The 22609-nt window shown below is 59.8% G+C and carries 33 protein-coding genes; 3 read left to right on the forward strand and 30 right to left on the reverse strand.

Annotated features, from left to right (window positions below):
• Window positions 1-43: 43 nt before the first annotated feature.
• From H7K56_RS22370 to H7K56_RS22455, 18 genes are all read right to left on the reverse strand, one after another.
• Window positions 44-322, reverse strand: coding sequence for a hypothetical protein (locus H7K56_RS22370; RefSeq protein WP_150361421.1), 279 nt, complete (start codon window positions 320-322; stop codon window positions 44-46).
• The gene (locus tag H7K56_RS22375) at window positions 315-632 is read right to left on the reverse strand and encodes a hypothetical protein (protein WP_150361422.1); all 318 of its coding nucleotides are present in this window, start codon (window positions 630-632) and stop codon (window positions 315-317) included. Before H7K56_RS22375 ends, H7K56_RS22370 begins: the two co-directional genes overlap by 8 nt.
• Window positions 633-712: 80 nt before the next feature.
• The gene (trbB, locus tag H7K56_RS22380) at window positions 713-1336 is read right to left on the reverse strand and encodes an F-type conjugal transfer protein TrbB (protein WP_150361424.1); all 624 of its coding nucleotides are present in this window, start codon (window positions 1334-1336) and stop codon (window positions 713-715) included.
• Window positions 1326-1538, reverse strand: coding sequence for a hypothetical protein (locus tag H7K56_RS22385; protein WP_150361426.1), 213 nt, complete (start codon window positions 1536-1538; stop codon window positions 1326-1328). Before H7K56_RS22385 ends, trbB begins: the two co-directional genes overlap by 11 nt.
• A complete protein-coding gene (locus H7K56_RS22390; RefSeq protein WP_150361427.1) occupies window positions 1535-2008 on the reverse strand; it encodes a hypothetical protein in 474 nt (157 codons plus the stop codon). Before H7K56_RS22390 ends, H7K56_RS22385 begins: the two co-directional genes overlap by 4 nt.
• 10 nt (window positions 2009-2018) lie before the next feature.
• Window positions 2019-2816, reverse strand: coding sequence for a type-F conjugative transfer system pilin assembly protein TraF (traF, locus tag H7K56_RS22395; RefSeq protein ID WP_150361429.1), 798 nt, complete (start codon window positions 2814-2816; stop codon window positions 2019-2021).
• Window positions 2813-4669, reverse strand: coding sequence for a type-F conjugative transfer system mating-pair stabilization protein TraN (gene traN, locus H7K56_RS22400; protein ID WP_150361430.1), 1857 nt, complete (start codon window positions 4667-4669; stop codon window positions 2813-2815). The genes traF and traN overlap by 4 nt, the downstream gene beginning before the upstream one ends.
• Complete coding sequence (trbC, locus tag H7K56_RS22405; protein ID WP_150361431.1) at window positions 4666-5292, reverse strand: type-F conjugative transfer system pilin assembly protein TrbC; 627 nt, start codon at window positions 5290-5292, stop codon at window positions 4666-4668. The genes traN and trbC overlap by 4 nt, the downstream gene beginning before the upstream one ends.
• Window positions 5293-5302: 10 nt before the next feature.
• Window positions 5303-6295, reverse strand: a complete 993-nt coding sequence (gene traU / locus H7K56_RS22410) for a conjugal transfer pilus assembly protein TraU (protein ID WP_150361433.1) — start codon at window positions 6293-6295, stop codon at window positions 5303-5305.
• On the reverse strand, window positions 6292-6633 hold the full coding sequence (locus tag H7K56_RS22415; protein ID WP_150361435.1) for a hypothetical protein: 342 nt from the start codon (window positions 6631-6633) through the stop codon (window positions 6292-6294). The genes traU and H7K56_RS22415 overlap by 4 nt, the downstream gene beginning before the upstream one ends.
• A gap of 287 nt (window positions 6634-6920) precedes the next feature.
• Complete coding sequence (locus H7K56_RS22420; RefSeq protein WP_150361437.1) at window positions 6921-7490, reverse strand: hypothetical protein; 570 nt, start codon at window positions 7488-7490, stop codon at window positions 6921-6923.
• A complete protein-coding gene (locus H7K56_RS22425) occupies window positions 7487-7771 on the reverse strand; it encodes a hypothetical protein (protein WP_150361439.1) in 285 nt (94 codons plus the stop codon). Before H7K56_RS22425 ends, H7K56_RS22420 begins: the two co-directional genes overlap by 4 nt.
• The gene (traW, locus tag H7K56_RS22430) at window positions 7768-8391 is read right to left on the reverse strand and encodes a type-F conjugative transfer system protein TraW (protein ID WP_150361440.1); all 624 of its coding nucleotides are present in this window, start codon (window positions 8389-8391) and stop codon (window positions 7768-7770) included. Before traW ends, H7K56_RS22425 begins: the two co-directional genes overlap by 4 nt.
• Window positions 8388-8834, reverse strand: a complete 447-nt coding sequence (gene trbI, locus H7K56_RS22435) for a type-F conjugative transfer system protein TrbI (protein ID WP_150361442.1) — start codon at window positions 8832-8834, stop codon at window positions 8388-8390. Before trbI ends, traW begins: the two co-directional genes overlap by 4 nt.
• A gap of 15 nt (window positions 8835-8849) precedes the next feature.
• The gene (traC, locus tag H7K56_RS22440; protein WP_150361444.1) at window positions 8850-11495 is read right to left on the reverse strand and encodes a type IV secretion system protein TraC; all 2646 of its coding nucleotides are present in this window, start codon (window positions 11493-11495) and stop codon (window positions 8850-8852) included.
• Window positions 11485-11718 (reverse strand): hypothetical protein, encoded by a 234-nt coding sequence (locus H7K56_RS22445; protein ID WP_150361445.1) that lies wholly within the window; start codon window positions 11716-11718, stop codon window positions 11485-11487. The genes traC and H7K56_RS22445 overlap by 11 nt, the downstream gene beginning before the upstream one ends.
• Entirely contained in the window at window positions 11718-12254 is a 537-nt protein-coding gene (gene traV / locus H7K56_RS22450; protein ID WP_150361447.1) for a type IV conjugative transfer system lipoprotein TraV, read from the reverse strand. Before traV ends, H7K56_RS22445 begins: the two co-directional genes overlap by 1 nt.
• 104 nt (window positions 12255-12358) lie before the next feature.
• Complete coding sequence (locus H7K56_RS22455) at window positions 12359-12730, reverse strand: hypothetical protein (protein ID WP_150361449.1); 372 nt, start codon at window positions 12728-12730, stop codon at window positions 12359-12361.
• A 278-nt stretch (window positions 12731-13008) separates the two neighbouring features.
• Here H7K56_RS22455 and H7K56_RS22460 point away from each other — a divergent pair, with 278 nt between their 5' ends.
• Entirely contained in the window at window positions 13009-13257 is a 249-nt protein-coding gene (locus H7K56_RS22460; RefSeq protein ID WP_150361450.1) for a hypothetical protein, read from the forward strand.
• Here H7K56_RS22460 and H7K56_RS22465 read toward each other — a convergent pair.
• The 9 genes from H7K56_RS22465 to H7K56_RS22505 all read right to left on the reverse strand — a co-directional run bounded on the left by H7K56_RS22465 (window position 13245) and on the right by H7K56_RS22505 (window position 18309).
• Complete coding sequence (locus H7K56_RS22465) at window positions 13245-13430, reverse strand: hypothetical protein (RefSeq protein WP_150361452.1); 186 nt, start codon at window positions 13428-13430, stop codon at window positions 13245-13247. The genes H7K56_RS22460 and H7K56_RS22465 overlap by 13 nt on opposite strands.
• Before the next feature lie 171 nt (window positions 13431-13601).
• Window positions 13602-13781: a hypothetical protein gene (locus tag H7K56_RS22470; protein WP_150361453.1), complete on the reverse strand. Its 180-nt coding sequence runs from the start codon at window positions 13779-13781 to the stop codon at window positions 13602-13604.
• On the reverse strand, window positions 13774-14202 hold the full coding sequence (locus H7K56_RS22475; RefSeq protein ID WP_150361455.1) for a hypothetical protein: 429 nt from the start codon (window positions 14200-14202) through the stop codon (window positions 13774-13776). The genes H7K56_RS22470 and H7K56_RS22475 overlap by 8 nt, the downstream gene beginning before the upstream one ends.
• Window positions 14203-14261: 59 nt before the next feature.
• Window positions 14262-14789, reverse strand: coding sequence for a transcription/translation regulatory transformer protein RfaH (rfaH, locus tag H7K56_RS22480; protein ID WP_150361456.1), 528 nt, complete (start codon window positions 14787-14789; stop codon window positions 14262-14264).
• 12 nt (window positions 14790-14801) lie between these two features.
• A complete protein-coding gene (gene traB, locus H7K56_RS22485; protein ID WP_150361458.1) occupies window positions 14802-16184 on the reverse strand; it encodes an F-type conjugal transfer pilus assembly protein TraB in 1383 nt (460 codons plus the stop codon).
• On the reverse strand, window positions 16181-16921 hold the full coding sequence (gene traK, locus H7K56_RS22490; protein ID WP_150361460.1) for an F-type conjugal transfer protein TraK: 741 nt from the start codon (window positions 16919-16921) through the stop codon (window positions 16181-16183). Before traK ends, traB begins: the two co-directional genes overlap by 4 nt.
• Window positions 16918-17526 carry a TraE/TraK family type IV conjugative transfer system protein gene (locus H7K56_RS22495; protein WP_150361461.1) on the reverse strand — a complete coding sequence of 203 codons (609 nt, stop codon included), beginning with the start codon at window positions 17524-17526 and terminating at the stop codon, window positions 16918-16920. Before H7K56_RS22495 ends, traK begins: the two co-directional genes overlap by 4 nt.
• 51 nt (window positions 17527-17577) lie before the next feature.
• A complete protein-coding gene (gene traL / locus H7K56_RS22500; RefSeq protein WP_059012497.1) occupies window positions 17578-17883 on the reverse strand; it encodes a type IV conjugative transfer system protein TraL in 306 nt (101 codons plus the stop codon).
• A gap of 3 nt (window positions 17884-17886) precedes the next feature.
• Window positions 17887-18309, reverse strand: coding sequence for a type IV conjugative transfer system pilin TraA (locus H7K56_RS22505; protein ID WP_150361462.1), 423 nt, complete (start codon window positions 18307-18309; stop codon window positions 17887-17889).
• 211 nt (window positions 18310-18520) lie between these two features.
• Between H7K56_RS22505 and H7K56_RS22510 the strand changes: the two genes are divergently transcribed.
• Window positions 18521-19126, forward strand: coding sequence for a hypothetical protein (locus tag H7K56_RS22510; protein ID WP_150361464.1), 606 nt, complete (start codon window positions 18521-18523; stop codon window positions 19124-19126).
• Window positions 19127-19694: 568 nt separating this feature from the next.
• Here H7K56_RS22510 and H7K56_RS22515 read toward each other — a convergent pair.
• Window positions 19695-20108, reverse strand: a complete 414-nt coding sequence (locus H7K56_RS22515) for a relaxosome protein TraM (RefSeq protein ID WP_249042755.1) — start codon at window positions 20106-20108, stop codon at window positions 19695-19697.
• 612 nt (window positions 20109-20720) lie between these two features.
• Between H7K56_RS22515 and H7K56_RS22520 the strand changes: the two genes are divergently transcribed.
• Entirely contained in the window at window positions 20721-21254 is a 534-nt protein-coding gene (locus tag H7K56_RS22520) for a lytic transglycosylase domain-containing protein (RefSeq protein ID WP_150361481.1), read from the forward strand.
• A 22-nt stretch (window positions 21255-21276) separates the two neighbouring features.
• Here H7K56_RS22520 and H7K56_RS22525 read toward each other — a convergent pair whose 3' ends face one another.
• Both H7K56_RS22525 and H7K56_RS22530 read right to left on the reverse strand, forming a co-directional pair.
• Complete coding sequence (locus H7K56_RS22525) at window positions 21277-22098, reverse strand: DUF932 domain-containing protein (protein ID WP_150361465.1); 822 nt, start codon at window positions 22096-22098, stop codon at window positions 21277-21279.
• Between the two features lie 56 nt (window positions 22099-22154).
• On the reverse strand, window positions 22155-22609 hold a 455-nt coding region (locus H7K56_RS22530; RefSeq protein WP_259395526.1), incomplete at its 5' end, for a hypothetical protein.

Raw genomic sequence — 22609 nt, forward strand, 5'->3', positions numbered from 1 at the left:
TGAATCTGAGCCAGCCCGGTTTAATCCGGCTCGTTGCTGCCTTTTAATTAAAGGGATGTTCAGTCATAAATCCGTGCCGGCGCAGCGTGATGCTGACCAGCGCGCCGCAGCCAAAGCCGCCGGCCAGGGCAAACAGAAACAGCAGCGGGTAGAGCTGCAGCCCGCTCAGCAGCAGCGCATCGGAGCCGTAAGCGACCTCCGCGGGCAGGCGGGCGAGGTCGCAGGCAAGCCAGGCGTAAATCCCGGCCGCCGCCAGCATTGAGGCGCAGACGAGCAGCAGCGCCGTCTCGGTTCGCGAGAGTATTAAAGGGTGCTCAGTCACAATGAGACTCCGCATAAGGGATGTCCCGTAGCCGGCGGCGACTGGCATATGCACTCATCCCGGTGATCACCTGTGCGGCGAGCGCCACGCTGGCCAGCCCCAGACCACATGCAGTCAACGCCCATACCGGCAGGTGCAGTACTGCGGAAAACGCCAGCGGATGCTGAGCAAACACGGGCAGCGAGGTGCAGGCATCAAACAACCGGTTACCGGCATAGTCCCACAGCGTGGCGGTCGTGAGGCAGGCCAGGCTTATGAGGACCAGGACATAGTGAACGCGCGTGGCGAACCGTCTATCGGAAGGTGTCATGAGGTTAATCCTGCAGAAAATTAAGGCCGCCAGCTAACGCGGTGGCAGCGTATGAATGCGTGTCGCGGTCCGCACCTGCGTTACTGCGGGGTCAGCGAAGCACTGCTCGGTACCGGCCCCAGCGTGTCGGGCGGCAGGTGGTCAATGTCGGCCTCTATCATCTGCGCGAGGCGCTGGCTTACCGTGCCCATGTCGGTGTCGCCCTGATAAAGCGGATAAGCCATGTTGGTGTTCACGTTGACCATAAAGGTGGTCGGCGTCGCGATGGGCAGACCGTTGCCGAAGAACGTCAGGATCTCGCCGGCGATGGGCTCGTTCGGCCCGGCTTTACGCGGAATGAGCGCCACCGGGAAGGACGTGTCGCCGTAGCCGTCAAGCGTATACGGATACACTTTTATGCCGGTTTCATCCGCCCACGCCTTCAGTTTTGGATCAAACTTCGCGCTGTACTGGCAGCCGCGCTGCATGAACACCACCACCGCGTAGTCGTTGAGATTTACACGCCGGCCGTCGGTCAGCGTCATCAGATTCGGCGGCTTCGCCGGCGCGGTTCGTGCAGGCAGGCTGCCGGGCAGCCCGAAGTCTGGCAGCTGGGCCCCCTGCTGCGCCTTTGCCTGCTCCAGCGCGGCGATGTCGTCGGCCACCGAAGCCTGTGCCAGCACCGGCAGCAGCAACGCTGCCGCCAGCAGAACCTTAAGCCTCATGATGGCCTCCCGGTCCGCGGCGCGCGCGGCGGTATGCAATGAGTTCGCCCGCCAGTGCCACGGCGGCCAGCACAAAGGCGGCCACGGCGCCGGCGATCAGAACCTGATGGGTCAGCGTCAGCGAGTAGTTCATCAGCTGGCGCAGGCAGTTCAGTATGACGCCCGCCATAAACAGCGTGATGATAAGCGGCAGTCGGTTCATGCATGTTCTCCTTTTGCCCGGCGGCGGCGCAGGTGCCACACGGCCAGATTAGATATGACGGAAAGCACCACTGCGGCCCTGTAGAGCAACAGCAGCGTGCTGCTGGCCTCAGCAGCCCACGCCTCGCGGCTGACCGCCGCCTTCTCACACATCACGGGCGTGGGGGCAGGTTTTAACGCCTCCAGGACAGGCGCGCCGTGTTGAGGTTCATCGGACGCTACAGGCAGAAAGGCCTTCACGGGCCGGCCCTGCGGGACGCAGTCCCACACCTGCCCCGGCGGCGCGTCGCGCACCAGTTTTTCGGCCTCATCAAGCAGCATCTGCCCGGCGCCGCCGGCATGGTGTGCGGACAGCAGAAACAGCAGGAAGAACAGCAGCGCCGGGTGGATAACCAGCGTCTGCATCAGCAGGTTCGTCAGGCCACGGGCAGCGCGCAGCCGCCCGTGCCAGACGGGTGATAGCGTCAGCATCAGGAACTCCTCAGAAGTTAGGTTTAAAGCCGGTGGCCACGTTAAGAAAGCGCTTCGCCAGGTCATCCTGCGTCATAAAACCGTAGGCGAGCGGGCGGAAGCTTTTTGACTTCGGGTCGACCAGGAACAGCGCCGGGAAGTAGGTAATGCCCATGCGCGCGCTTTGTCCCGCGTCCTGACGGCTGTCAGGCACCTGCGGCGACACCGTGCCGTCCACGCTCACCGGTATCAGCGAGACGTGACGCAGGCGGGCAAAGTCCGCCACCACGCCCGCCATCTGCGCGTCTATCGGGTCCCCGCCCCGGTAGAAGTAGAACAGGCCATACTGCCCGGCGAGTTCGCTGATGGCCTGCGTCTGCTCGGCCTGATCGCGCGCCTGCTGCAGCGGCGCGGTGCTGTTGTAGTGCGGGTGTTCCAGGTTGTAGTCGAGATCCGGATGGTCAAGCTGCGCCACCGCGAACGACTGGCTGAACATCGAGGCCCGGTCAGTCCAGAACTTCTGCCAGCGCAGGAAGGTAGCCGTATTCTCCGCCGACGGATGCAGGATGGCGTTGTTCAGCGCCTCCTTCGTGTAGCCTTTCAGCACGTCAGCCTGCTCGCTGGGTGACAGCCGGCTGAAGTCCGGCACCTGCGGCACGGGCTGAGGCTTCGGCGCAGGGGGATCGGTTTTTTTCTTCGGCTCGTTGTACCAGTGCCAGCCGGTGAACGGCTCTGCGGGCGTCACGACCGCATCAGCTGACGGTGCATCGTCCGCGAGAGCCTGACAGGCGACCGCCATCAGCAGGCAGGCAAGCACTATCTGCTTCATTTTTTTCCTCCGGTCTGCGCCTGCACCTGCGCGGCGATGCGATCTTTCGCCTGCTTCACCATCGTGGCGGAGTCAGGAATTTTCTGGCTGGCCATGAGGTCGCTGTAGAAGTCCTGGAAGTTAATCAGGTCGAAGTTAATCGCCTGCAGCTCAGGCACCGTGATGCCGCGGCAGTTGGGGGAGTCACCGCTGCCGAAGCTCACGTGCAGCTGGTCGCGGCGACCCTGCTCCTGAATGATACGGGCAAGCTTTCCGCCGAATACGCAGTATGCCTGCTTCTTCTGCACGCATACGCCAAGCACCGCCCGGTTGCAGGCTTCACCGACCAGCACCGTGACCTTTTTGGCTTTCGCCTTGCCGATGGCCATCTCATCGCTGTTGCAGTTGGCAAGCCCGGCGCTGTTGCCCCAGCCGGTGTCGACGCAGCAGTTGGAAAAGCCCGCCATTGCCTTGCGACAGTAGAGCGCCTGACCGGTGAACGCCTTCACGTTTACCTGATCGGCTTTGACGTCATCGCCGGCCGAGGCCAGGCCGGCAAGCTTCGCCACCGCGGTATCAAAGCCGCTGTCGCCGGCGCCGTCGGTTCCGCTGCAGTCACCGGTACGGCAGAAGTACTGACCGCCGCACAGCAGCCCTTCTGAGCTGTAGGTGGTCTGGCACTGGTAAGTGTCCTGCTCGTGCAGGCAGGTGCCGCCTTCTTTCTGAGTACAGCTGCGGGCTGAGACCGTGCAGTTTTTGTTGGCCATCAGCGTGCTGCAGTTGCCGGCTGAGCTGACCGGCACGATATAGGCGTCCGAGTACTGCCAGCAGGGGGCGCTCTGCGTGTAGTCTTTGCCGTTCTGATTTACCGTCCGGCTCCCGCCCGGCTCGGTACACACCGTACCTGCCGTGCCGGTAGCCTTTGATTTATCGAAGCCGCAGGACTCACTCCAGACAACCTGTGAGCTGGTCGTGTCACGCTCCGCAGACATTGGAAGTGTTACGCGCAAGACCAGATTGCCTTTTTCAAGTTGATTTTTCAGGCCATCGCGCCCTTCGTCATAGTGTCCATCCGTGTCGTAATGGACATACAATGACACAACCTGGCCTTTAGAAACGTGCTGCGGACTGATCGAGAACCCGCCTGAATAGTTGTATTTTGTTGTGACAGAGTTTCCTAAAGTATGAAAGCTAAAGCCCAGACGATCACCGTGATAATCCGGCGATCTGGGATACCTGAATTCCCATGTACCGCTCGTTAACGTACCGTCATCAGGGGCAGTGAAGTCATACCGAATCCAGTAGTCTGCTTCGTAGTTGGCCGTTGAATTACGAGCATCAAGTACCAGTTCAGTGGTGTAAGTCTCCTTTGATCCTGTGACCTGAATGCTGCCGGTCCGTGCACACGTCTGCACCTGTGCCACGTCCCGGTCGCAGCTGTAGTTCTCAAATACCGACTTTGACACCACTTTGGTGGTGCATTGCTGGTTCGTGCCGTCCACGATGGAGCCGCTGTTCGCCTCGGCGTTTTTGCCGTTCCGGATAAAGTCGGCGTTCGGGTCGATGGTCACCGCCGGGTTCTTCGTGGACGAGTCGGATATTGCCTGCCCGGCCTCGTTCTGGCTGAGTTCGGTCTGGCCCTTGTCGCTGATGCCACCATCTCCGCCCTGCACCCCGCCATAGTAGCCGCTTTGCGATGGGCTTGACGTGTAGCCCGGGATAACGGACGCCGGGTCTGTGCCTTTTGCTGCCGATGTTCCCTGACCTTTGTTCGAGCCGGCATACCCCGCACCGGCGTTATAAGCATCGCTGACGTCGTCAGCACGGGCCCCGGCGACTGAGAACAGCAGCAGGATGAGTAGCAGTCGCTTCATCGCGCGCCCTCCGCACTCTGCAGCAGCTGCGCCGCCGTGGCTGAACAGTCACCGCGCTGCCTGACCGCCTCCAGAGCCTGCTGCACCGGCAGACTGCCGTACAGCACGTCAAATTTGCCACCGCAGGTCACAACCAGTGCAGGCACCGCTTTAATGCCGTACTGCTGAAACAGGGTCGGGTCAATCTGCACGCCCGCCTGCCTGTCCTTCTTCGACAGTTCAAACATCTTCTCTGCGGTCTGGCGAAAGTCGTTGTTCAGCAGCCCGCGCAGGGTTGCCGGAATGCCGAAGCGGCGGGCATCAGAGAGCATCGGCAGCAGCCCCTCTTCAGGAATGCCCAGGCTCACGAAATATACCGCGCGCGGGGTCTGACGGGTAGCGCTGTTCTGATCCGCCTGTCCGGCGGCTATCTCATTCTGCATCTGCGCAACCCGCCCCTGTTGCGCGTCCGGCAGGGTGATGTTCATGCCCTGCAGCTGACTTTTAAACAGCGCGAGATCGCGCTGTCGCTGTTTCATGTACGTCATGTCGCTGCCGGAAATGGTGGGCTGCTCAGCCGCCTGCGTGGTCGCGCAGAGCAGCGCAGCGCCGAGGGCCAGCACCGTAGTCAGTGTAATATTCATGCTGATTCCTTTACAGGTATACGCAGTTGCGCTTTCGCCACATCAGGTAGCCGAAGTTTTTCTTTGATGCGGGCGTGTTGTGCGTGCTGCCCCACAGTTGCGTGGTCGTGCCGAACGGGTGGCAGTCCGAAGGTTCGGGGTACATGTTCACCATCTGATACCGCCATCGGGACTTGGGGATGATCGGGGATGGATATTCGTAGCACACCGCCACGTCCGCCCCGACCGTCTCCATAACCAGTCCCTCGCGATGCAGCTTGAACGCCATGCGTTCGCTGACCAGCAGCGAAGCCTCCAGCGGAGAAAACTCGTTGCTGGTATAGCCCGTGAACGGATACATCGAACCCTGTGCACCGGCGCACCAGAACAGCGGGTCCAGCGGCATGCCCGCGGTAGAAGCGATTGAGTCAGCCGCGCAGGCGCCCTGCGCCAGCAGGTTACTGAAGAGCGCCACTTCCGGATTCAGGATCATGGCCAGCGTGCTGTCGTTCCAGAGCGGGTCCACTTCAGACAGGTAGGCAATGTCCATGTCGCCGGTCTGCATGCAGCCTGCGCTGGTAATAATGTTCAGCCAGAAAATCAGCGGATACTTGTACCAGTGCACGTGGTAGAAGCTGCCGGGCGTGGGCGCATCGCTCTGCCCCCCGCGCCCGGTGCCGGTGCGGCCGAGGTCGATCTTAAAGCCCCCCATGTTCACCATCACGCCCGGCTCGCGGGTCACGTCGGTGAGCGCCAGCGGCTCCCAGAAGCCGATGGCCAGCCCCAGCCGGTAAAAAATGCCGTACGGGCAAAGCTGGATGGGCGAGGCCGGGTTCGGCGTGTCCGGGTGCGCGCCGGAGGCCAGCTGAATGCTGCCGAGCGACATGGGAAACAGGCACTTCCAGCAGACGTCGCTGATCGGATTCACCCAGCGGCCGTCGCCGGCGTTGCTGGTTGCCGCCATTACCGGCTTTGCCATAGTGCCCGCTGTCAGCAGGCACAGTATGAGGAGAAAGCGCTTCATGCGTCCTGTGCCTCCGCCTTTTGCCGCAGCCAGACGCACACCGGGCCGTCGTCCGTATCGTGGATGCTGCCGGTAAACCAGCCCTGGCCCGGGGGGCCGGAAGGCTGCCACTGACTGCAGTTACCGGTTTTCCGGAAAACATCCATCATCCATTCAGGCACGTCGTTTTCCATCCAGGTCGTCGCCGACTGCAGATTATGTTCATCAAGCCAGGCTTCAAATTCACCAGGCTGCGGATAATCATTGCCGCCTGCCGGCAGGAAAAAAGCAGGATGCGTCCAGCCGCCCCAGCGATCGCGCACGACCGGCTGAGCCGATATTTCAGCGGGGTGTGTCATAAGAGGAAATTCCGTGGTTGCGGCAGCCGGGCTGCCGGGGTCAGACGTTAATCAGGCCTGCCTGCGGGGTGCAGGCTGAGGCGTACCGCAGCGTATGCGAGGAACGAACAGCCTGCGCAACGCGGGGAGGAAAAGAACGTTAAGGTGATCAAAGAAAGAGAAACTTCAGCAGCAGGAGCACGCACGCGGTGACGAACGTTGCCATCAGGCATTCCGGCATCACGCTGACGGCTGCGCGCGGAAGTCAGTGACCAGCCGCCACCACAGCGTCACTACCACCAGTATCATCATTTCGTCTCCGCACTGTCAGCCGGCTGGCTCACCTCACGCCTGATGACATACCAGCCGGCCGCCTCTGCGCCCCGCTGACACCAGTCCGCCCAGCTGCCCGCGTAACCGTCCTCCGCCGCCTGAAGCTGCAAATCTTCCAGCGCCGCTTCACTCCGCAGCGGCGTCATGTGTCGCGAACGCGCTTTCACAATTGCCCCGCCCGCACGGGCCCGCGTGTCGTGCGGTAACGCCACTTTTGCCCGTGCATCGGTGCCGGAGGTGTACCCTTCCGCCTCTATGGCGGCGGCGAAGGCGGCCAGCAGCTGCTGCCAGTAGTCAGTGTTCTCATGCGCTGCCGCGAGCGCGGCCATCGCCGGGCAGCCAAACGGTGACGGTGACGGCCCGGTGTCGTCTGGCGTCTCCGCAGAAACGCCCCTGTTCGCCTCCCTTAATGCGCGCCGGCGGCCCAGGAAGACAATTATTCCCGTGGCGAGGCCTGCTACCAGCACCCCCGTAAACCAGCCCATCATGGAGAGATGCACCTGGCCGGGCAGCTGTGAAATATCTACACCGAAACCGTCGTTCACAGCCCCTCCCGTGCGCCCGTCAGGGCGTGCAGACCGTACCCGCGCATGACCTCGCCCACATCTTTATCCGTGAGCGAGGCCAGCACAATTTCTGACCGGGCCTCGCTGCTGCACGCCAGCAGCGTCTGCAGCGCCGCGCGCATAATCATTGACTCCGAGTACAGCGGGAACTCGGCGGTCATGCGGCGCAGCCCGGATTTGTCGTCGTCATCGAGGCGCACCTGTGCGACATGACGCTTTAACTTCTTCGGGGCCGTCTGCCCCCGTGCGTTGTGACTCATTTCAGCGCCACCTCCTCCACCTTCAGCATCCTGTCCGCGCGCGTGATGCGCACCGGCGTGTGCTCAAAGCCGAATTTTGTTGTTAACGTGCCGTACTGGTCGAAGTACACCGGCTCATCCAGCGCGATGCTGCTGTCGTGCACGTTACCGTTGACCAGAATGACCTTATAATTCTGCTGCCCGGCGAGCTGCGGCTTCAGCCACGCCATCTGCTGCGGGTTGTCGCCGTCGATGAAATACAGCGTCTCGCTGAAGGCGACCTTATCCAGCGGGTTGACCCTGTCTCCCGCCCGGGCGATGACGTTGCCGCGCATGTCCCGGATGGTTTCCCGCACCGTGAAGGTCGGGTCATACAGGAATGCCCTGTCCTTTTTCGCCGGCGTCAGGCCGGCCACCGGTGCGGGCCTGACGGCGTGGGCCTTCACCCGCGCCTCCGCCTCGCGCTGCAGCCGGTCCAGCTCGCCGCTGTCTTTCATGCCCTGCAGGCGCTGGCCGATAAAGGCCAGCAGGTCGGGCTCGGCAATGGGAAACAGGTGGCCGATGGTGCCGAGCTCTTTCGCCTGCGCGGACCAGATAACCGCTGTGGCGAGCAGAGCAACCGCTGTGGTGAGCCGCTTCATGGCGTCGCCTGCATCTGGCGGGCGATATCGGCCTGAATCGCCGGCGTAATGTCGGTGACGCCGGCCACCACCGCGCCCTTCACCAGGATGACGCCGCCGTGCGCGGCCTGCCAGTCCGACAGGCTCGCGTCCAGCGCAGAGCCAAAGCGCTTCGTGAGCGCCGCCAGTCTCTCCTTATCCAGCGCAGACTGCGCGGTCTGCTGGCGGAAGGTGTCGATGGTGCCCTTCATGTCAAACACCACGTAGTCGGGCTGTACGGCCTGCGCAACCAGCGCGCTGACGCCGGCGCTGAGCGTGACGACCAGCGCGGCAAACGCGGCCAGCCGGACGCTACGACGGTGCAGCAGGCCGGAAACGCGCTTCACGGTTACGCCCTCACGCATTGGCTGCGCGTCCGACGTTTCGCCCTCCACAGCGGATAAGGCATGGATATCTTCCTGCATCGTTGATTCCTCTTTTTATACGGGGGGCAGGCCGGCCCAGGCTTCCAGCTCGGCCATTTCAGGGCCGAACTTCCACGGTTCACTGGCCAGCAGGTACGCCGCCTCCTCGCTGGTCGCGCCCGCCGCCTGCGCGTCACTCATGTACTGGAACTCATCCGGTTCGGTGCTGAACATGGCCCGGGTGACCGGGTCGACAAACAGCCGGTGGAAGGAGCTGCCCTTCATGGTGGAAATCATGACGGAGCTGAAACCCGTGTCGCCGGCGGGCTGGAAGCCCTGGACGATTTCGGTTTCCATCTCGCTGAACTGGTCTTTATTTGCGGCCAGATAGGTTTTGAACGCCTTCGTATCCTGCAGCAGCGTCACCTTAATGCCGCTGTTATTCCAGGCGGCTGCGGCCGCTGACGGCGCGGGCTTGTCCGGGAGTCCGGTAAAGTCGCTGATACTCTGTGTAATAGTAATGAAGGCACCTTTGTGACGACGCACCGTGCGGTAGCCGGTTTCGATAAAGCGCGCGGCGTGCGGGTTCTGCCCGCTGAACAGGCGCCAGGCCTCGTCGATGATGGCCACTTTTTTCAGCTTGCGCGACGAGTGGAACATTTTTTCCTGAATTGCCAGGATGAGCGAATACAGCACTGCGGAAAGCAGGTGGGGGCTGTCCTCCAGGCTCAGCAGTTCCAGCACCGTGAAGCGCGTTTCCCCGTCGAGCGTCGGGGTGTCGGAGTTGAAATACTCGCCGTTGGTGCCCCAGGTGCACCACTGGTCCAGCAGCAGCACCAGTTCATCAATACGGCTCATGATGGTGGGCTGCCGGCCGTATTCTTTCATTACCTCATCCGACTTCAGGTAGGCCACCACGTCGTCGATGCGCGCCTTATTCTGCTTTGCCTCGTACGCCGCGACCACGCCCTTCTGCAGGATGGCCTCGCTGATTTTATCCAGCGCCTCTGCCGGACTGGCCAGCACGGCGAGCAGCCCCTTGATGCGCTCCGCGGAGCGCTTGATGCTGGTGACGTTGGCAAACGGGTTAAAGCGCAGCGTGGCACCGTCCAGATAGACGCCGCCCGCCTGCCGGCAGAAGTTTTCATAGCTGCGCCCCATGTCGATAACCCAGCCGAAGCCGCCGGAGTTGAGCGCCTGCCGCAGCGTCTCCTGTATCAGGAAGCTTTTCCCCGCCCCGGTGGTACCGGTCACCGCAATGTTGGCGTTTGTGGTGCCGTTCTTTTTGCTGAACATATCAAAAAAAGCCAGTTGCCCCCGGTAGGTGGGCAGCGGGCTGCCGAAGGGCGACATCTGCCGCTCTGCGACCACCGGCATCAGGTTCACCGCGTTAAAGCTTTTGCAGCGCAGGGTCGCCCCCATGTGCCGCATGTCGTCCCACAGCCCCTCCTGCATCAGGAACGGCAGCGTGGTGAGCCAGTTGCGCAGCTGCTGATAGCGGGGCGCCGACATTTCCAGTTCGTTCTTGCGGAACACGTTGATGGCCGCGTCCTCGCACTTCTGCTGTGCACTCGCGCTGTCGGGCGTAAAGAGGGTCAGATTCAGCGACATGTCGCACATGGCAATTTCGTTGTTCGTCAGTTCCTGGCGCAGTCCCCGCCACTCCTGATAAGCGCGCTCCGTGCCCGGGAACAGCTTCGCGTAAGAGGTGCCGGCCTTCTTGCCCAGATCCTGCTCTTTGCTGAACGCGGCGTTCTGGCTTTTCACCTGATCCTCCACGCAAACCGTCCAGCTCAGGATAAACGGACAGGGAATGCCGAGATCGGGGAAGCGCATGTTCTGCAGGTTGTCGGACGCCTGCCAGAGCGCGAACTGGAGCGGCGTTTTGGTCATCTGCAGGCTCACAATGCGCGTGCTGGTGACGTCAGACTCCCCTTCCTCACCCAGCGTCCGGTCTTCGCGCTGACGCGCCGTGGTGAGCCGCAGGTAGCCCGGATGGACCTCGAGCTCCGTGCTGGGATCCACGCACTGGCGGTGCAGTTCCTGATCGCCATTCCAGTGACGGCTGCTGGAGACCACCTGCCCCTGGCGATAGTTCAGCTGTTCACGCACCACCGAAAGAAAGGCTTCCGGTCCGACGCGCAGGGAGTCCATCTTTGCGGCCAGCAGCGACACGCGTACGGTTTCACGCAGCTGCACCGCCTCGTCCATTGCGCGTATCCCGCCCCGACCCGCCTGCCCGTAAACCAGAAACACGCGGTAGTTGCGCAGATAGAGGGGATACTCGTTTTTATTGGTCAGCCCCATCAGCGCCGCCCGCTCCCAGTAGGCTTTGGTGATGGCGTTCAGGCGGGGCGCCATGCTGCCCTGCCACATGTCGCGGCTGAGTCCCTTGTCCAGCATCTCACCCACGCACTTGCTGGCCACCATCAGCACGGTCACCGGGGTTTTGCGCGGCAGCTTCTTGCGGAGCAGGTCGTCCAGCGCCTGCACCACCTGCTGATTGGCACCGGTCAGGGGCGCCACCTCCAGAATAAAGCCGACGGACCGGCTGTTCACGTAGAGCTCCCGGGTCTCGTCATAGGCGCGCCAGGGCAGCAGGCCGCTCAGGGACGGATAGCTGAAGCTCTGGCGCAGCAGGGCGGCAGCGTCTTTCGTACCGCCCTCGTCCCGGCTGCTGCTGAAGATGCCGGCAAGGTGTTCGAGAACGTTACTGAGCATGCTGACCTCCTGCGAATGGTGTGCGCAGCACGGTGTTCATCATGTCCTGTAGCAGGAAGCTTTTGCCCGCGCCGGTGGTGCCGCTGATAATGAAATGATGACCGCATGAAACATTCGCCTGCAGCAGACTGATACCGGGCCAGACCCGGTGATGCAGCGCGGCCGCAGACGATGCGGGCACCCGCTGCTCATGCGCGGAACGGAAAGAAAAGCGTTTTTTCATTACTCCCCCTCGCTGATAACCCGGAAATCTTCGTCCCAGCGTGATTTCTGCTTCACGAACTCCACCACGGCGGGCTGATGGAAGCTGTCCTGCTCGTCGACCCACGGCGCGATCCACAGGCGCTGCGTCGCGTCAGGAATGCGGCGGGCGTCTACCTGTCCCGGTCCGCTGTAATCACCCGGCTCCACGGGAGTTGCCGCGCGAACCGGCACCGTGGATGCCCGGAGACCGTCTGCGCCCGGCGCCTGCCCGGAGACAGGACGGGGAGTCAGCGTCGCCACGCTCACGGGGCGGTAAGGGTTAACGGCGGGCTTCACGTTGCCGGGCGTCGCCAGCGCCTCAGCGGCAGGCTTTGGGCCGGCCTCCTTCTGCGCGGTCAGGTCGTCGAGGCTTTTGCCTTTAGATGCCAGTTTGCTGGCCTCAGACATCGACAGGCACTGGTCCGTGGCGGTTTTATTGCAGTCAAAGTCAGAGTTCATGCCGGCGCAGCCGGTCAGCGCAGCGCACAGCAGTGCGCACGCAAAGATTTTTTGCATAGGAATATCCTCAGTGGCGGCCGGGCCGCAGCGGTATTAAAAATGAGTGTGCGGGTTAATCGGATGGTGCGGGTTGCCCTGGTGAAGGCACAAAAATTCGCGATTCAGTCTGTATGCTTCTTTTTCATAAAGGTTGGCACCATCTGCAGGTCCTTAGGCGCATCCTCGCTCATAACGCGATGGCTGCTGGCAGCGGGTACGTTTTTTACCGGTGCTTTTATGCGTGCCCAGACATCTGCGCGCGGTGTGCCCGGTGAAACCTGGCGGATGACGTCAGCAATGTACGCCGCCAGCCGCTCAATCGTGACGTCCGCGAGTGCGGGTACGTGCCCGGAATTCATTACCAGCGGGCGAATTGCCGCATCCGGAACCGGTAGGGTATTAAGCCTTTCAAGCCGGAACACCATATTACCGGCGGGATGCGTCACGCGGATGAGCAGCGCTTCCGGCGGAGTGACTGTTTTATCGGGAACCATAAGCACCTCAGATAACGTATAAAAGGATAAGGAACGAATCCGGAAAGGCGGAGCAGCAGCGATCGGGCCACCACGGTGATTAACATGAACGCCCCATCATAATGAGAGGAGCGTCTGGTGAAGGCTGTCATCTTATACAGCACGTTGCTGTTTTACGGATGTCTGCCTCTGAAAAGTGCCAGGATTACGCGCCTGGCCGCGGTGTGATAACGTCAGTTTGTCCGTTAATACCTTACCCAGGGCTTCGGACAAACATTCACACACATACAGGAAATATAATGAGCGAACGTAATGCAGTTTCCGGCAAGCCGGTTATCACATTCTCCTGCGACGATAAGCAGATTTGTGAAGAAATCATTGCACTTAAAACCTTTGTCTTCAGCCTGCTCAGGATGATGCCTGAAGACATCTCCCTGGACGTTGTCAAAAACCTCAGCGGAAACGGTGATAATCCCCCTCTCAACAGGCTTTGCACCGAAATGGTTGACGCAATGATTGCCACATCCACACGCGTTCAGGAGCACTGATTTTCTTTGCTCATGCTGGCAGATAATTCCTGCCAGCCCCTTATTGCATGCTCACTGATTGCCTGAGCGTTGTTTCTGTAATGTACTGTTCTGACCATTATTGCAGGACGTTCGTGTACTGACACATCCGGATCTGGTGCTTTCTGACGTAACTGACTTTTCGCGGTTTTCATGCGTGACTCCTGATGACTGTTATTGAGATCCGACGCGCCGGATAGCGCTGGTTACCCTGGTGAAGGCACGGTGATTCTTTTTTTGGGATACTCAGCAGAGCTGGTGCAGGATAAGCGTTATACCGGCGGTGAAGCAGGCCAGCAGGCTGAACAGCGCCAGTCGCTGAAAACTCAGCTGCATACGGCCTCCGGCTGAGTACTGTCTGCGGCCAGACGGTGCTGAATCACCTCGATTTCGGTGAGCAGCGCCGCGAGCCTGCAGCTGCTGGCCTGCGTCTTCCATGCTTTACGGTAGCGGAGCTGCAGCGCGCAGAGCCGGATACGCTGCTCCCGGCGGGTGCGTTTATTCATGATGGCTCCTGCAGTCAGATTCCCCGCGCTCATCCCGTTCACGCTCAGTGAAAGCAAAGGTCCGACGACGGGCGGGCGTCGTGAAGGTCTGCATCTCTTTATCAAGCCAGCAGGCAAGCATGGGGACCGAAATAAATCCTGCCTCAACCACCACCTGCTGCAGTTCACGCCAGGCCGTGACGTCCCGATAGGGATAGACCGCCAGCCTTCGGGCAATCAGGTCCTGCCAGTTAAGTGGCTCCCGCAGCCGCATGACAACGGCGGCAGCCACAACAACTGCGGGCAGCACCATCAGCCAGCCGGCCCAGACCCGCCCGTGAGCGTATTCGCGCCAGAGCACGGCCAGGAACAGCAGTGCCGTCATGCAGACAGCCAGCGTGCCGGCATAAGGCAGGTGGCCGTGCTCCCAGCTGGCCACCATGCCCCGTATCTCTCCCAGCTGACGGCGCCGGCGTTTCTCATCGGATAAGCATGTCCTGATCATGCTGCCTCCTGCCCGGCGGCAGCCACCCGCCTGAACTTAATCCCTTCCGCACGCACCCGTCGCAGGTCAAGCTCAACCAGCCGGCCCATCAGGCTGATAAGCATCATCGCCCGCTTCGCCCCCTGCGGCTCATGCCATATAGCCGACAGCCCTTCGAACACGCCGCTCTCAATCACCAGGGCGTCACCGTGCGCCAGCGCTGGCTCACCGGTGTCGGCCGCGGGCGCGCTACGCTGCAGCACGGCCATATCGGCGTCGCCCATAATGGCGAGGCGGCTGCCAAAGCTTACAATCGTCGCCACGCCGCGGGTCGCCCTGATGGTGGTGGTGTGGATTTCCTCCGGGTCGAAGCGGGCAAAAATGTAACCCGGAAAAAGGGGTTCCAGCCTGGCGCTGACGCGGCCGCCGCTCAGCCTTCTGTCGTGATACAGCGGCAGCCAGCTTTCCACGCGCTGGTTGGAGAGGTGCGCCTCTGCCTTCTTTTCCTGCGCAAACTTCGTTTTCAGTACGTACCACTGTTTCATCCGGACGCTCCTTCACTGGGGAATTGTGTCGCCGAGGCGCAGCTGGCTGGCCTGACGCAGAACTTCATCGGGGTTTAACACCGGCGCGCTGTTGCTGCCGCCGTTGCTGACCGGCTGATTCGCTGCGGTCTGCTGCACTACCGGCTGCGGTGCCTCTTTCTGTGCCTTTTCGGCATCAGCGTCTTCTATGGTTTCCAGCCTGAAGCCCTTCTGGAACACCACGGTCACAGCGTTGCCGGCACCGATATCAATCACCGGGTGGTACTGCTCGGCGCGCTTAATCCAGTACTGGCTCAGCGTGTCCGCCGCCTTGCTGGCGCCGCCGCCGAAGCCCTGTTTAAGAATGTCACCGGCACCGACAGAGGCACTTGCACCGAGTCCTACCGTCGGCGTGGCGGCGGACTTGATGCCCTCGCCGAAGCCCGACAGCAGGCCGGCCGCGCCAGCGTTGGCGATGATGGCGCCGTTACGCATCACCGGCTTGCCGCGGATGCCTACCTTGCCCTGGAAGGACACGTGACCGTCGAACGGCATGTCGATATGCCTGCCGTTCTTCAGGATGCAGCTGATGTTTTGGGTGCGCACCTCGCCGCGCTCGCTGGAGATATCGCCGTACATCTCTCCGGTGACGCGGCACTGGTCCATGTTCCAGGTCTTGCCGTTGGGCATAGAGACGTCACCAAGCAGGGTAATGACCACCGGCGAGGTATTCTGCTGACCGGTCACGCTGGCGTTGGCGTCGGCGCCCTCAATCATTACCGCCCCGGAGAAGGAGCCTGAGGGTATCCAGGGCAGCTTCGTCTTTTTGTCGGTGAGTGACGCATAGGTAAAGGTGTCGCGGCTCAGGCCGCCCGGACGCACCGTGCCGGCACCGGGGTAGAAGCCCTGCCCCTGCGCGGGATAGAACTGTGCGCCCTGCCCGGCAGCCGGTCCGCCGCCGGGATTGCTGATGCTCCACTGCGCCGGGCCGGACGGCCCGCCGGAAACCGGACCGCTGGCGGGGGGAGTGGCCTGGCCGGATGACGGGGGCTGCGCCGGCGGCTTTTCCGCCTGGCTCTGCAGCTTGTCCAGCGCCGTGCCAATCTGCTCCAGCTTGCGACTCAGCGCGTCGTTCTGCGCGCTGACCGTGGCGGACAGCGTGGACAGGTCCTTCTCAAGCGTTGCTGTTTTATTCTGCTGCTGCGCCAGCACCGACTCGGACACCGCGCCGGTAAAGCGGCTGTTCACGAGCCCCGTGCCGGTGAGGTCGGCCGCCTTCGCCGGTGGCGGATTCTTAAGCGCGGCCAGGTGCTGTGAATACGCCCAGATGCCGCCACCCAGCGCGAGCATGACCCCGCCGGCCACGCCGGCAATCATCCACTGGCGGCGGCGCGTGGCGGTATTGATGTTGCTCATGACCCGCCCTCCGCGTCAGTGGAGAAAATCACCCACACGAAGCCTTCGCCGTTCGCGTAAAGCGTGCGGGAGGACAGCATCACCGCGCGCACGCCCTTCTGCCAGAACTGCTTTTCGCTGAGCGCCCGCGTCACGTAGCCGGCGTTTTTCATGCGGTAGCGCACCACCCGCAGGTGCGAGCCGGCAAGCTGGCGCTCAGGCGTCAGCAGCACGCCCGCGGGCGGGTTATACGCCGGCGCGCGTGAGGCCTTTACCTCGGTGTAGCTCTCCGGCACGTCACCGTTCACGACGCTGCGGGCAACGCTCACCAGCGTCTTCTGGAAGGGCTGGCTTTCCTCCCACGCCTTCGCATCCGGGTTGGGCCTGAGCGGCACGCCGGCCGGAATGAGGTGCAGCGTGCGGCCGTTGCCGGGTTTCGGTGAGACGTCAATGGAGACGCCGACGCCCCCGGCGGTTTCCAGGAACAGGGTGAAGTCCTGCCCGGTCAGCGGCGTGATAAGCAGCGCGCCGTCGGCGGTGGTGGCCTTCGTGTAGGCGTTATCCGGACCGGTCACGGCGGTGATGAGCTCACCGTCGATGATGATTTTGTTGGGGCTGGTATTGCTCATCTGCGCCTTCAGGTGCGCGTTGTTCTCAAACATGGTTCCGGCCGGGCCGGGCACCGCGGCGGCGGCCGGCAGTGCCACTCCGGCACCGGCAGTCAGCGCCACGACAAGGGAAAGAAGGGGTATTTTCATGGTGTGTTTCCGGCGTTATCGGCGTTGAAGATGGCGGGCCAGGACACCTCAGGAAAGGCCTCAAGGCGGATAAGCCCGTCTGTATAGTGCAGGCGGAGCCGCCAGGCCTGCCTGGCTTCCGGCAGGTCAATGCGGACGCTGCCATTGGTGGTGCTGGCGTGAAGCGTGCCGCCGACGGTGACGTCACCGGTTGCGGGATCGGTGGCCTCGTCCTCGATGCTGTACACGCTGGCGATGCCGTTTTTCTTCACGTAGGCGGCCTCGGTGGCCAGCACCTTCTTCATTTCTGAGCGCGCGGCGGGAGACGTCCAGCTCAGCAGCAGCGCGTGCTGCCGGTCGACCGTCTCGGGCGTCACGTTGAGGCGCAGGTTCACCAGCGAGCGGACCAGCATGCCGTTCAGCCGGGCGTCACCGCCGTTCACGTCGGAGACAAACGGCTGGTCGAAGGCCATCGGCACGGTGAGGGTTTTCTGCGTGTGTGCAAAGTGCCAGGCCATCGCGCCGGCCACGCCGGTCCCGATGGCGAGGATGAAAACGAGCGCAACCAGCCCCGAGAGGGTGTAAACCACCACGCGATGGCGCGTCTCTTTTATCTGAAGCTTCATGACTCCTCCCGTAAGCGGAGAAAAATGCCGCCCCGCGGGGCGGCCGGGAAACTACTGCATCCAGTGGCGGTTACCGGAATCCGGTACGCGCCGGAGCTGCGTGCGGAAGAGCGTGGTGGGCAGGTACCAGTAGAGCAGGTTAAGAAGCCACCAGGACCCCTGCCCCTTCTTGAGGTGGCGGATGAGAAGCCAGAGCGCCCCCCCGGCGAGGAGCATGATGACGAACATGTCGATCCAGAATCCCAGCAGCCCGCAGCCGAAAAGCACAATGAACTCTTCCGGTGGCAGGCCCATCCAGCGCTTCTGCTGGTTAAGGGTTTCCGGGAACCGGTACCGCTGCGACTGCCTGTCCTCCATGGCTCACCCAATCATGCCGTAGAACGCGCGGGTCACCAGCAGAACGATGATGAGGCCGACGAAGACCAGCGGGTTGCGGGTTTTAATGAAGCCCACCACCGAGATGATGATTTCCGCAAAGTATATCCAGCGCATCACTGAACTCTGCAGCCCGAAGGTGTCGCTGGCGTCCTGCTGCTGCGTTTTCAGCAGGTCGGTAGCGTGGGCCAGGTGCGGAAAAGCGGTGACGACCAGCATCAGTGCCCACAGCAGCAGGGTGAAGCGAAAAGCAGGGCCGGACTTCTGCGCGGCGTTAAGCGCGCGAAGGGCAGGCATAAAGCGGGCGGTAAAATGGCCGATAACAGAGCCGCGCGCTGAGGGGGACCCCTCAGGCAATGCTACCGCCACCTCCCCTTTATTCAGGGGGGTTAAAGCATGGGATTTCATGGTGAGCAGTCCTTGATTTGAGTTAAGGGAATGTCAGCTTGCGTAAACGGATGTAACGCGTCGTAAGTGTACATTTTCTCAAAAAAAAAAAATCTGTGACGTACATCACACTTTTAAAGTCTCTCACGCTCCTTTTTAGGATTAATCCTGAAAGGGCGTGGCGTACGCTTGCTGCCTGTCCAGGGTGAGCCTCGTAAGGAGGTGATAACGCATGAAAGTAAAAGACAAAATGGGTGACGGTCGCGGACGGCCACGTAAATATGCCCGCGGGGAAATGCAGTACAGGAAACTGTGGTTACCGGAGAACCTGCTGACGGAATTACGCGTGGCGGCACGCATCCGGCGGTATACCACCAACGACGAAATCATCAGCCGGTTAATTACGTCGATGCAATTTTCTCCGCGTCGTCACGTCATTAAAACCGGTGAGGGACAGCGGCTGGTTGCGCTGGCCAGGCTGTTCGATGAGTTTATTCAGTCCCGCCTGGATGTTATCCGGGAGAAATACAGGGATGAGGAGCGCGGAAACACAGATAAAAAAACGTTTACTCCCGGAAAAAAGACCGCCTTCAGCAGCAGCTTTCCGGAGAACTTAAGGCGGGATATGGAAATCAGCGCGCGCTTTAACCGCCGCAGCGTGAACATGGAAATACAGGCGCGTCTGCTGGACTCGTTTAATTACCTGACGGAGCAGCAGCTGCCGGAGAATGAGGAAGTAAGAAGGCTGCGCGAACTGGCTATTTTATTTGACGAGTTCATTCTGGAAAAGGTCGTGGTGGCGGAAAATCCGATAGCGGGAAAAGATGCCGGGTCGTAACGGGAAAAACCGGCGAGTCATAACAGCCTTAAATCAAACATTTTAAATTTAAAATCTCTTAATTATTTTCACTTTTTACCAACCGGAAGGGTGCCGCCAGCCGCTTCGTTAAAACAGACGGCACCCGGCCAGTGGTTGTGGCCAGTTAAAAGGAATTCAGCGCTATTATTTATCAGCGCATTTATGAAACTGCTTAATTCTCACTGATGATAAACATATGCCTGACATTTATCTTCGTCTGCATGAAGGTAACTGAATGATGCCATCCCCTGCATCATTAACAAATGGAGTTCACATCCTGACTGCATCTGAAACACATAACTTTTATTACGTGGCAGGTAAATTCACCCATTCTTCAGGCGCTCTCTGTATGCCATACCGGGTGCTGACTGCCACCCGGATTAAAACGGGATGCCCGGAGAGCGCGCAGGGGATAAGGATACATTTGTTTTTCTACCCCCCCCGCTCCGCTCAGCAGCCATTCTGAGGGGAAACTTAAACTATTTAATACTTCTCCCTGTCCCTTACCGTTTATTAATAAGTTTTAAAACTGTTACTCATAACGATGTCAGGCGTCAGCATGACCGCTCTCTTCATGCCGGACAAAATGCCGGTTATCGGCATCGCTTTCAGAACTGTCAATTTCGGCCAGGTACTGGCTCAGCAGCGTGTCTATGCGCTCGGTTCCGCCTCCTCCTGTTGCGTTAACATACAGTTCTGTCATCATGGTCAGTAATATCATAATGCCTTCTTTGCTGCCGCTGACTTTTCTGATGAGTTCGCGGTTAAATTCTTTCTGATTGAAAGTGTCCTCTTTGTTTTTGGCTTTATGCATAATCAGACCAAGTCGTAATAATTCATTGCACGTTGATGACAGACTGACTTCGGCCGGGCTGGCCCCGTTCTGAATGTCCAGAAGATAAATATCCCTGATTTCTTTCTCAATTTTATCTTTGACGTAAATGCCCATTCTGCCCATCATCTTTTCTCCTGAGTGGATTAATTAACCACCGTCATATTTTCTTTAGCGTTTCGTGCCGTGGCCGGTTTAACTGCACTATCAGACGATACCAGCACTGAGTATGCACTTTGCTCTGGAATTCTGATTTATACAGGTAGTCGTTACCGACACCATTGTGTCGTAGAGTGTGACACTGTACGACATACAATACACTGATTAAAAATCACATCTACATTCCTACGATACTGTATCGGAGGAACCTACGACAACAGGTAGTAGGAACCGACGATACACTATCGTAGCTTACGACACCATTGTGTCGTCGTTTCCTACGACAAAACAGGCACATACACCTTGCAAATAACCAACAAAGCCTCATAACACAATGAATTAAAAAACAAAAACTGCAAGATAAAATCTTGCGTGGGGTGTGATGTGGTTATATATCTCAAGAGCGGCTTGTTAAATAACGCTTTCTTCCTGAATTCTTTATATCCCTGACGATGTTCATCACCTGCCTGTCAGCGCACCGTGCGCGTCTGTAACGAATTATCTTGCATCAGACGATCTGAGCGCGTATTTTTCACACGAACCCGCCTGGCGCTTTATGCGCATGTACGTGAGACAATAAGAATGAAATGGTTTGCAGCTTTCGGGCTTGCCGCTGTATTCAGCGTGCAGGCCGCGCCGGAAATGTGTTTCACCAAAGCTGGTAAGGATTTCGGCATTGATCCGCGCCTGCTGATGGCACATTCAATACAGGAGTCACGCATGCGTAATAACGCCCTGAACACGAAAAGCAGCGGCGGAACGCACGACGTCTGTAATATGCAGATTAACAGCTCTCACTTTAATCAGCTGAAACAATTTGATATTACGCGGGAAAGGTTGCTTAAGGATCCGTGCATCTGCATTTACACCGGCGCGTGGATCGAGGCGCGCAACTTCAGGCAGTACGGCAGGAACTGGGACAGCGTCGGGATGTATAACACCGGCCCCAGTCTGAAGCTGATAAAACAGCGGCGTGAATATGCGGCCATCATAAAAAGTATTTACCGCGTGCTGATCGCCCGCGATGAAGTTTACGCCGCCATGTCACAACAGAATAAAAAAACGCCCGCGCCGGAGACCTTTCTCAGCGCGGACGTCAGCACCGCATCAAAATAACCCCGGCAGCCGGGGTTAAACATTATGACTTCAGTTTTGCGAACTCTTCCGCCATTTTCCACAGCGCCTGATTCAGCTTAATATCGCCATCAATACCCGTTACCGGGCGCGTGGTGGTTCTTTTTCCCTTCGCCGTTCTGCCGGTGACGCCGCCCTTGATCAGGTTTTCCTGCACGATATTAAACGCGGTCCATAAGTCGCTGCCCTTGTCATACCAGGCGCGCGGCTGAATAATCCGCTCGGCTGATACCGGCGGCTCTTTTCCATCATACTTATATTCCAGCGCCAGCTGACCCAGCAGGCGGCGTTCTTCATTGTTAACCTGAATCCCTTTCATGATGTCGATGTTATTTTCGACCTTGTCGAATACGCCCAGTACTTCATAAGCGCCCTCAATAACCTGCGACACGATATCGCCTTTATGCGGCACGCTGATTTCACCGAATGATTTCCAGCATACCAGGCCGTTGCTGCACACCTGCCGGAAAATACCGGGGATCATTTTATAACTACTGGAGCCGTCGTGGCTGTTCAGTAATACAATTTCCGGCACTTCCCCGCCGCCGTTATTATTTCCCCGGCGCAGACGGATCATGTGTTTGGTAAAGTCGCGGCGCTCCGGGTCGCGCACGCGGGACTGGCTCGCAAAATAAGGCTGAAAGCCTTCCCCGCGCAGTTTATCCAGCAGTGTAACGGTCGGAATATAGGTATAACGGTCTGAGCGCGAGTCATGTTTCTCTTCGGAAAATGCGCTCGGCACGACGCGCATTAATTCGTCATTGCTCAGCGGGTGATTTTTACGTACGGAGGTCGGGGCAGCGTAGCGGGTAGCAAAACGGACCATAATCAGATTCCTTATATTGAAAAAGAGGGTGAAATAAATCTGTTTTCTGCCCGGGATCAGTTCCCGGCCGCAGCGGCGGCGTAATACTCCCGGACGACCACAAATCCGGTGTCGTATTTCTGGACCGCCACGGGATAGCCTTCGTGGACGTAAATTTTCAGGGCTTCCGGCTCCGGGGTGGGCTCCTCAATCAGCACCAGTCCGGCCAGTACGGCACCGTGCACGCCTGCCACGCCGGTAAACTCCCCGTTCGCACGGATCCAGCGGTACAGGTCCGCAAACTGCGCCGCAGTGAGCGGATGTTGATCCTGCCCTTCATCCCATGTTTTGGGAGATTCTGGCGTGGCGGTTTTGACGTTGACGTTGTGTGTGTTCATGGCATTTCTCCTGCTCAGGTGGGTTGTCATGTTTCGGTCGATCCAGTCGCGGCGAAGGGCAAAGGAGCAATGGCAGGCGGCGGGTGCAAGGGCGCCGCAGGCGTGCATTTCACCCTTGCAGCTGACGAATGACG

Source organism: Pantoea dispersa (assembly GCF_014155765.1).
Classification (GTDB): domain Bacteria; phylum Pseudomonadota; class Gammaproteobacteria; order Enterobacterales; family Enterobacteriaceae; genus Pantoea; species Pantoea dispersa.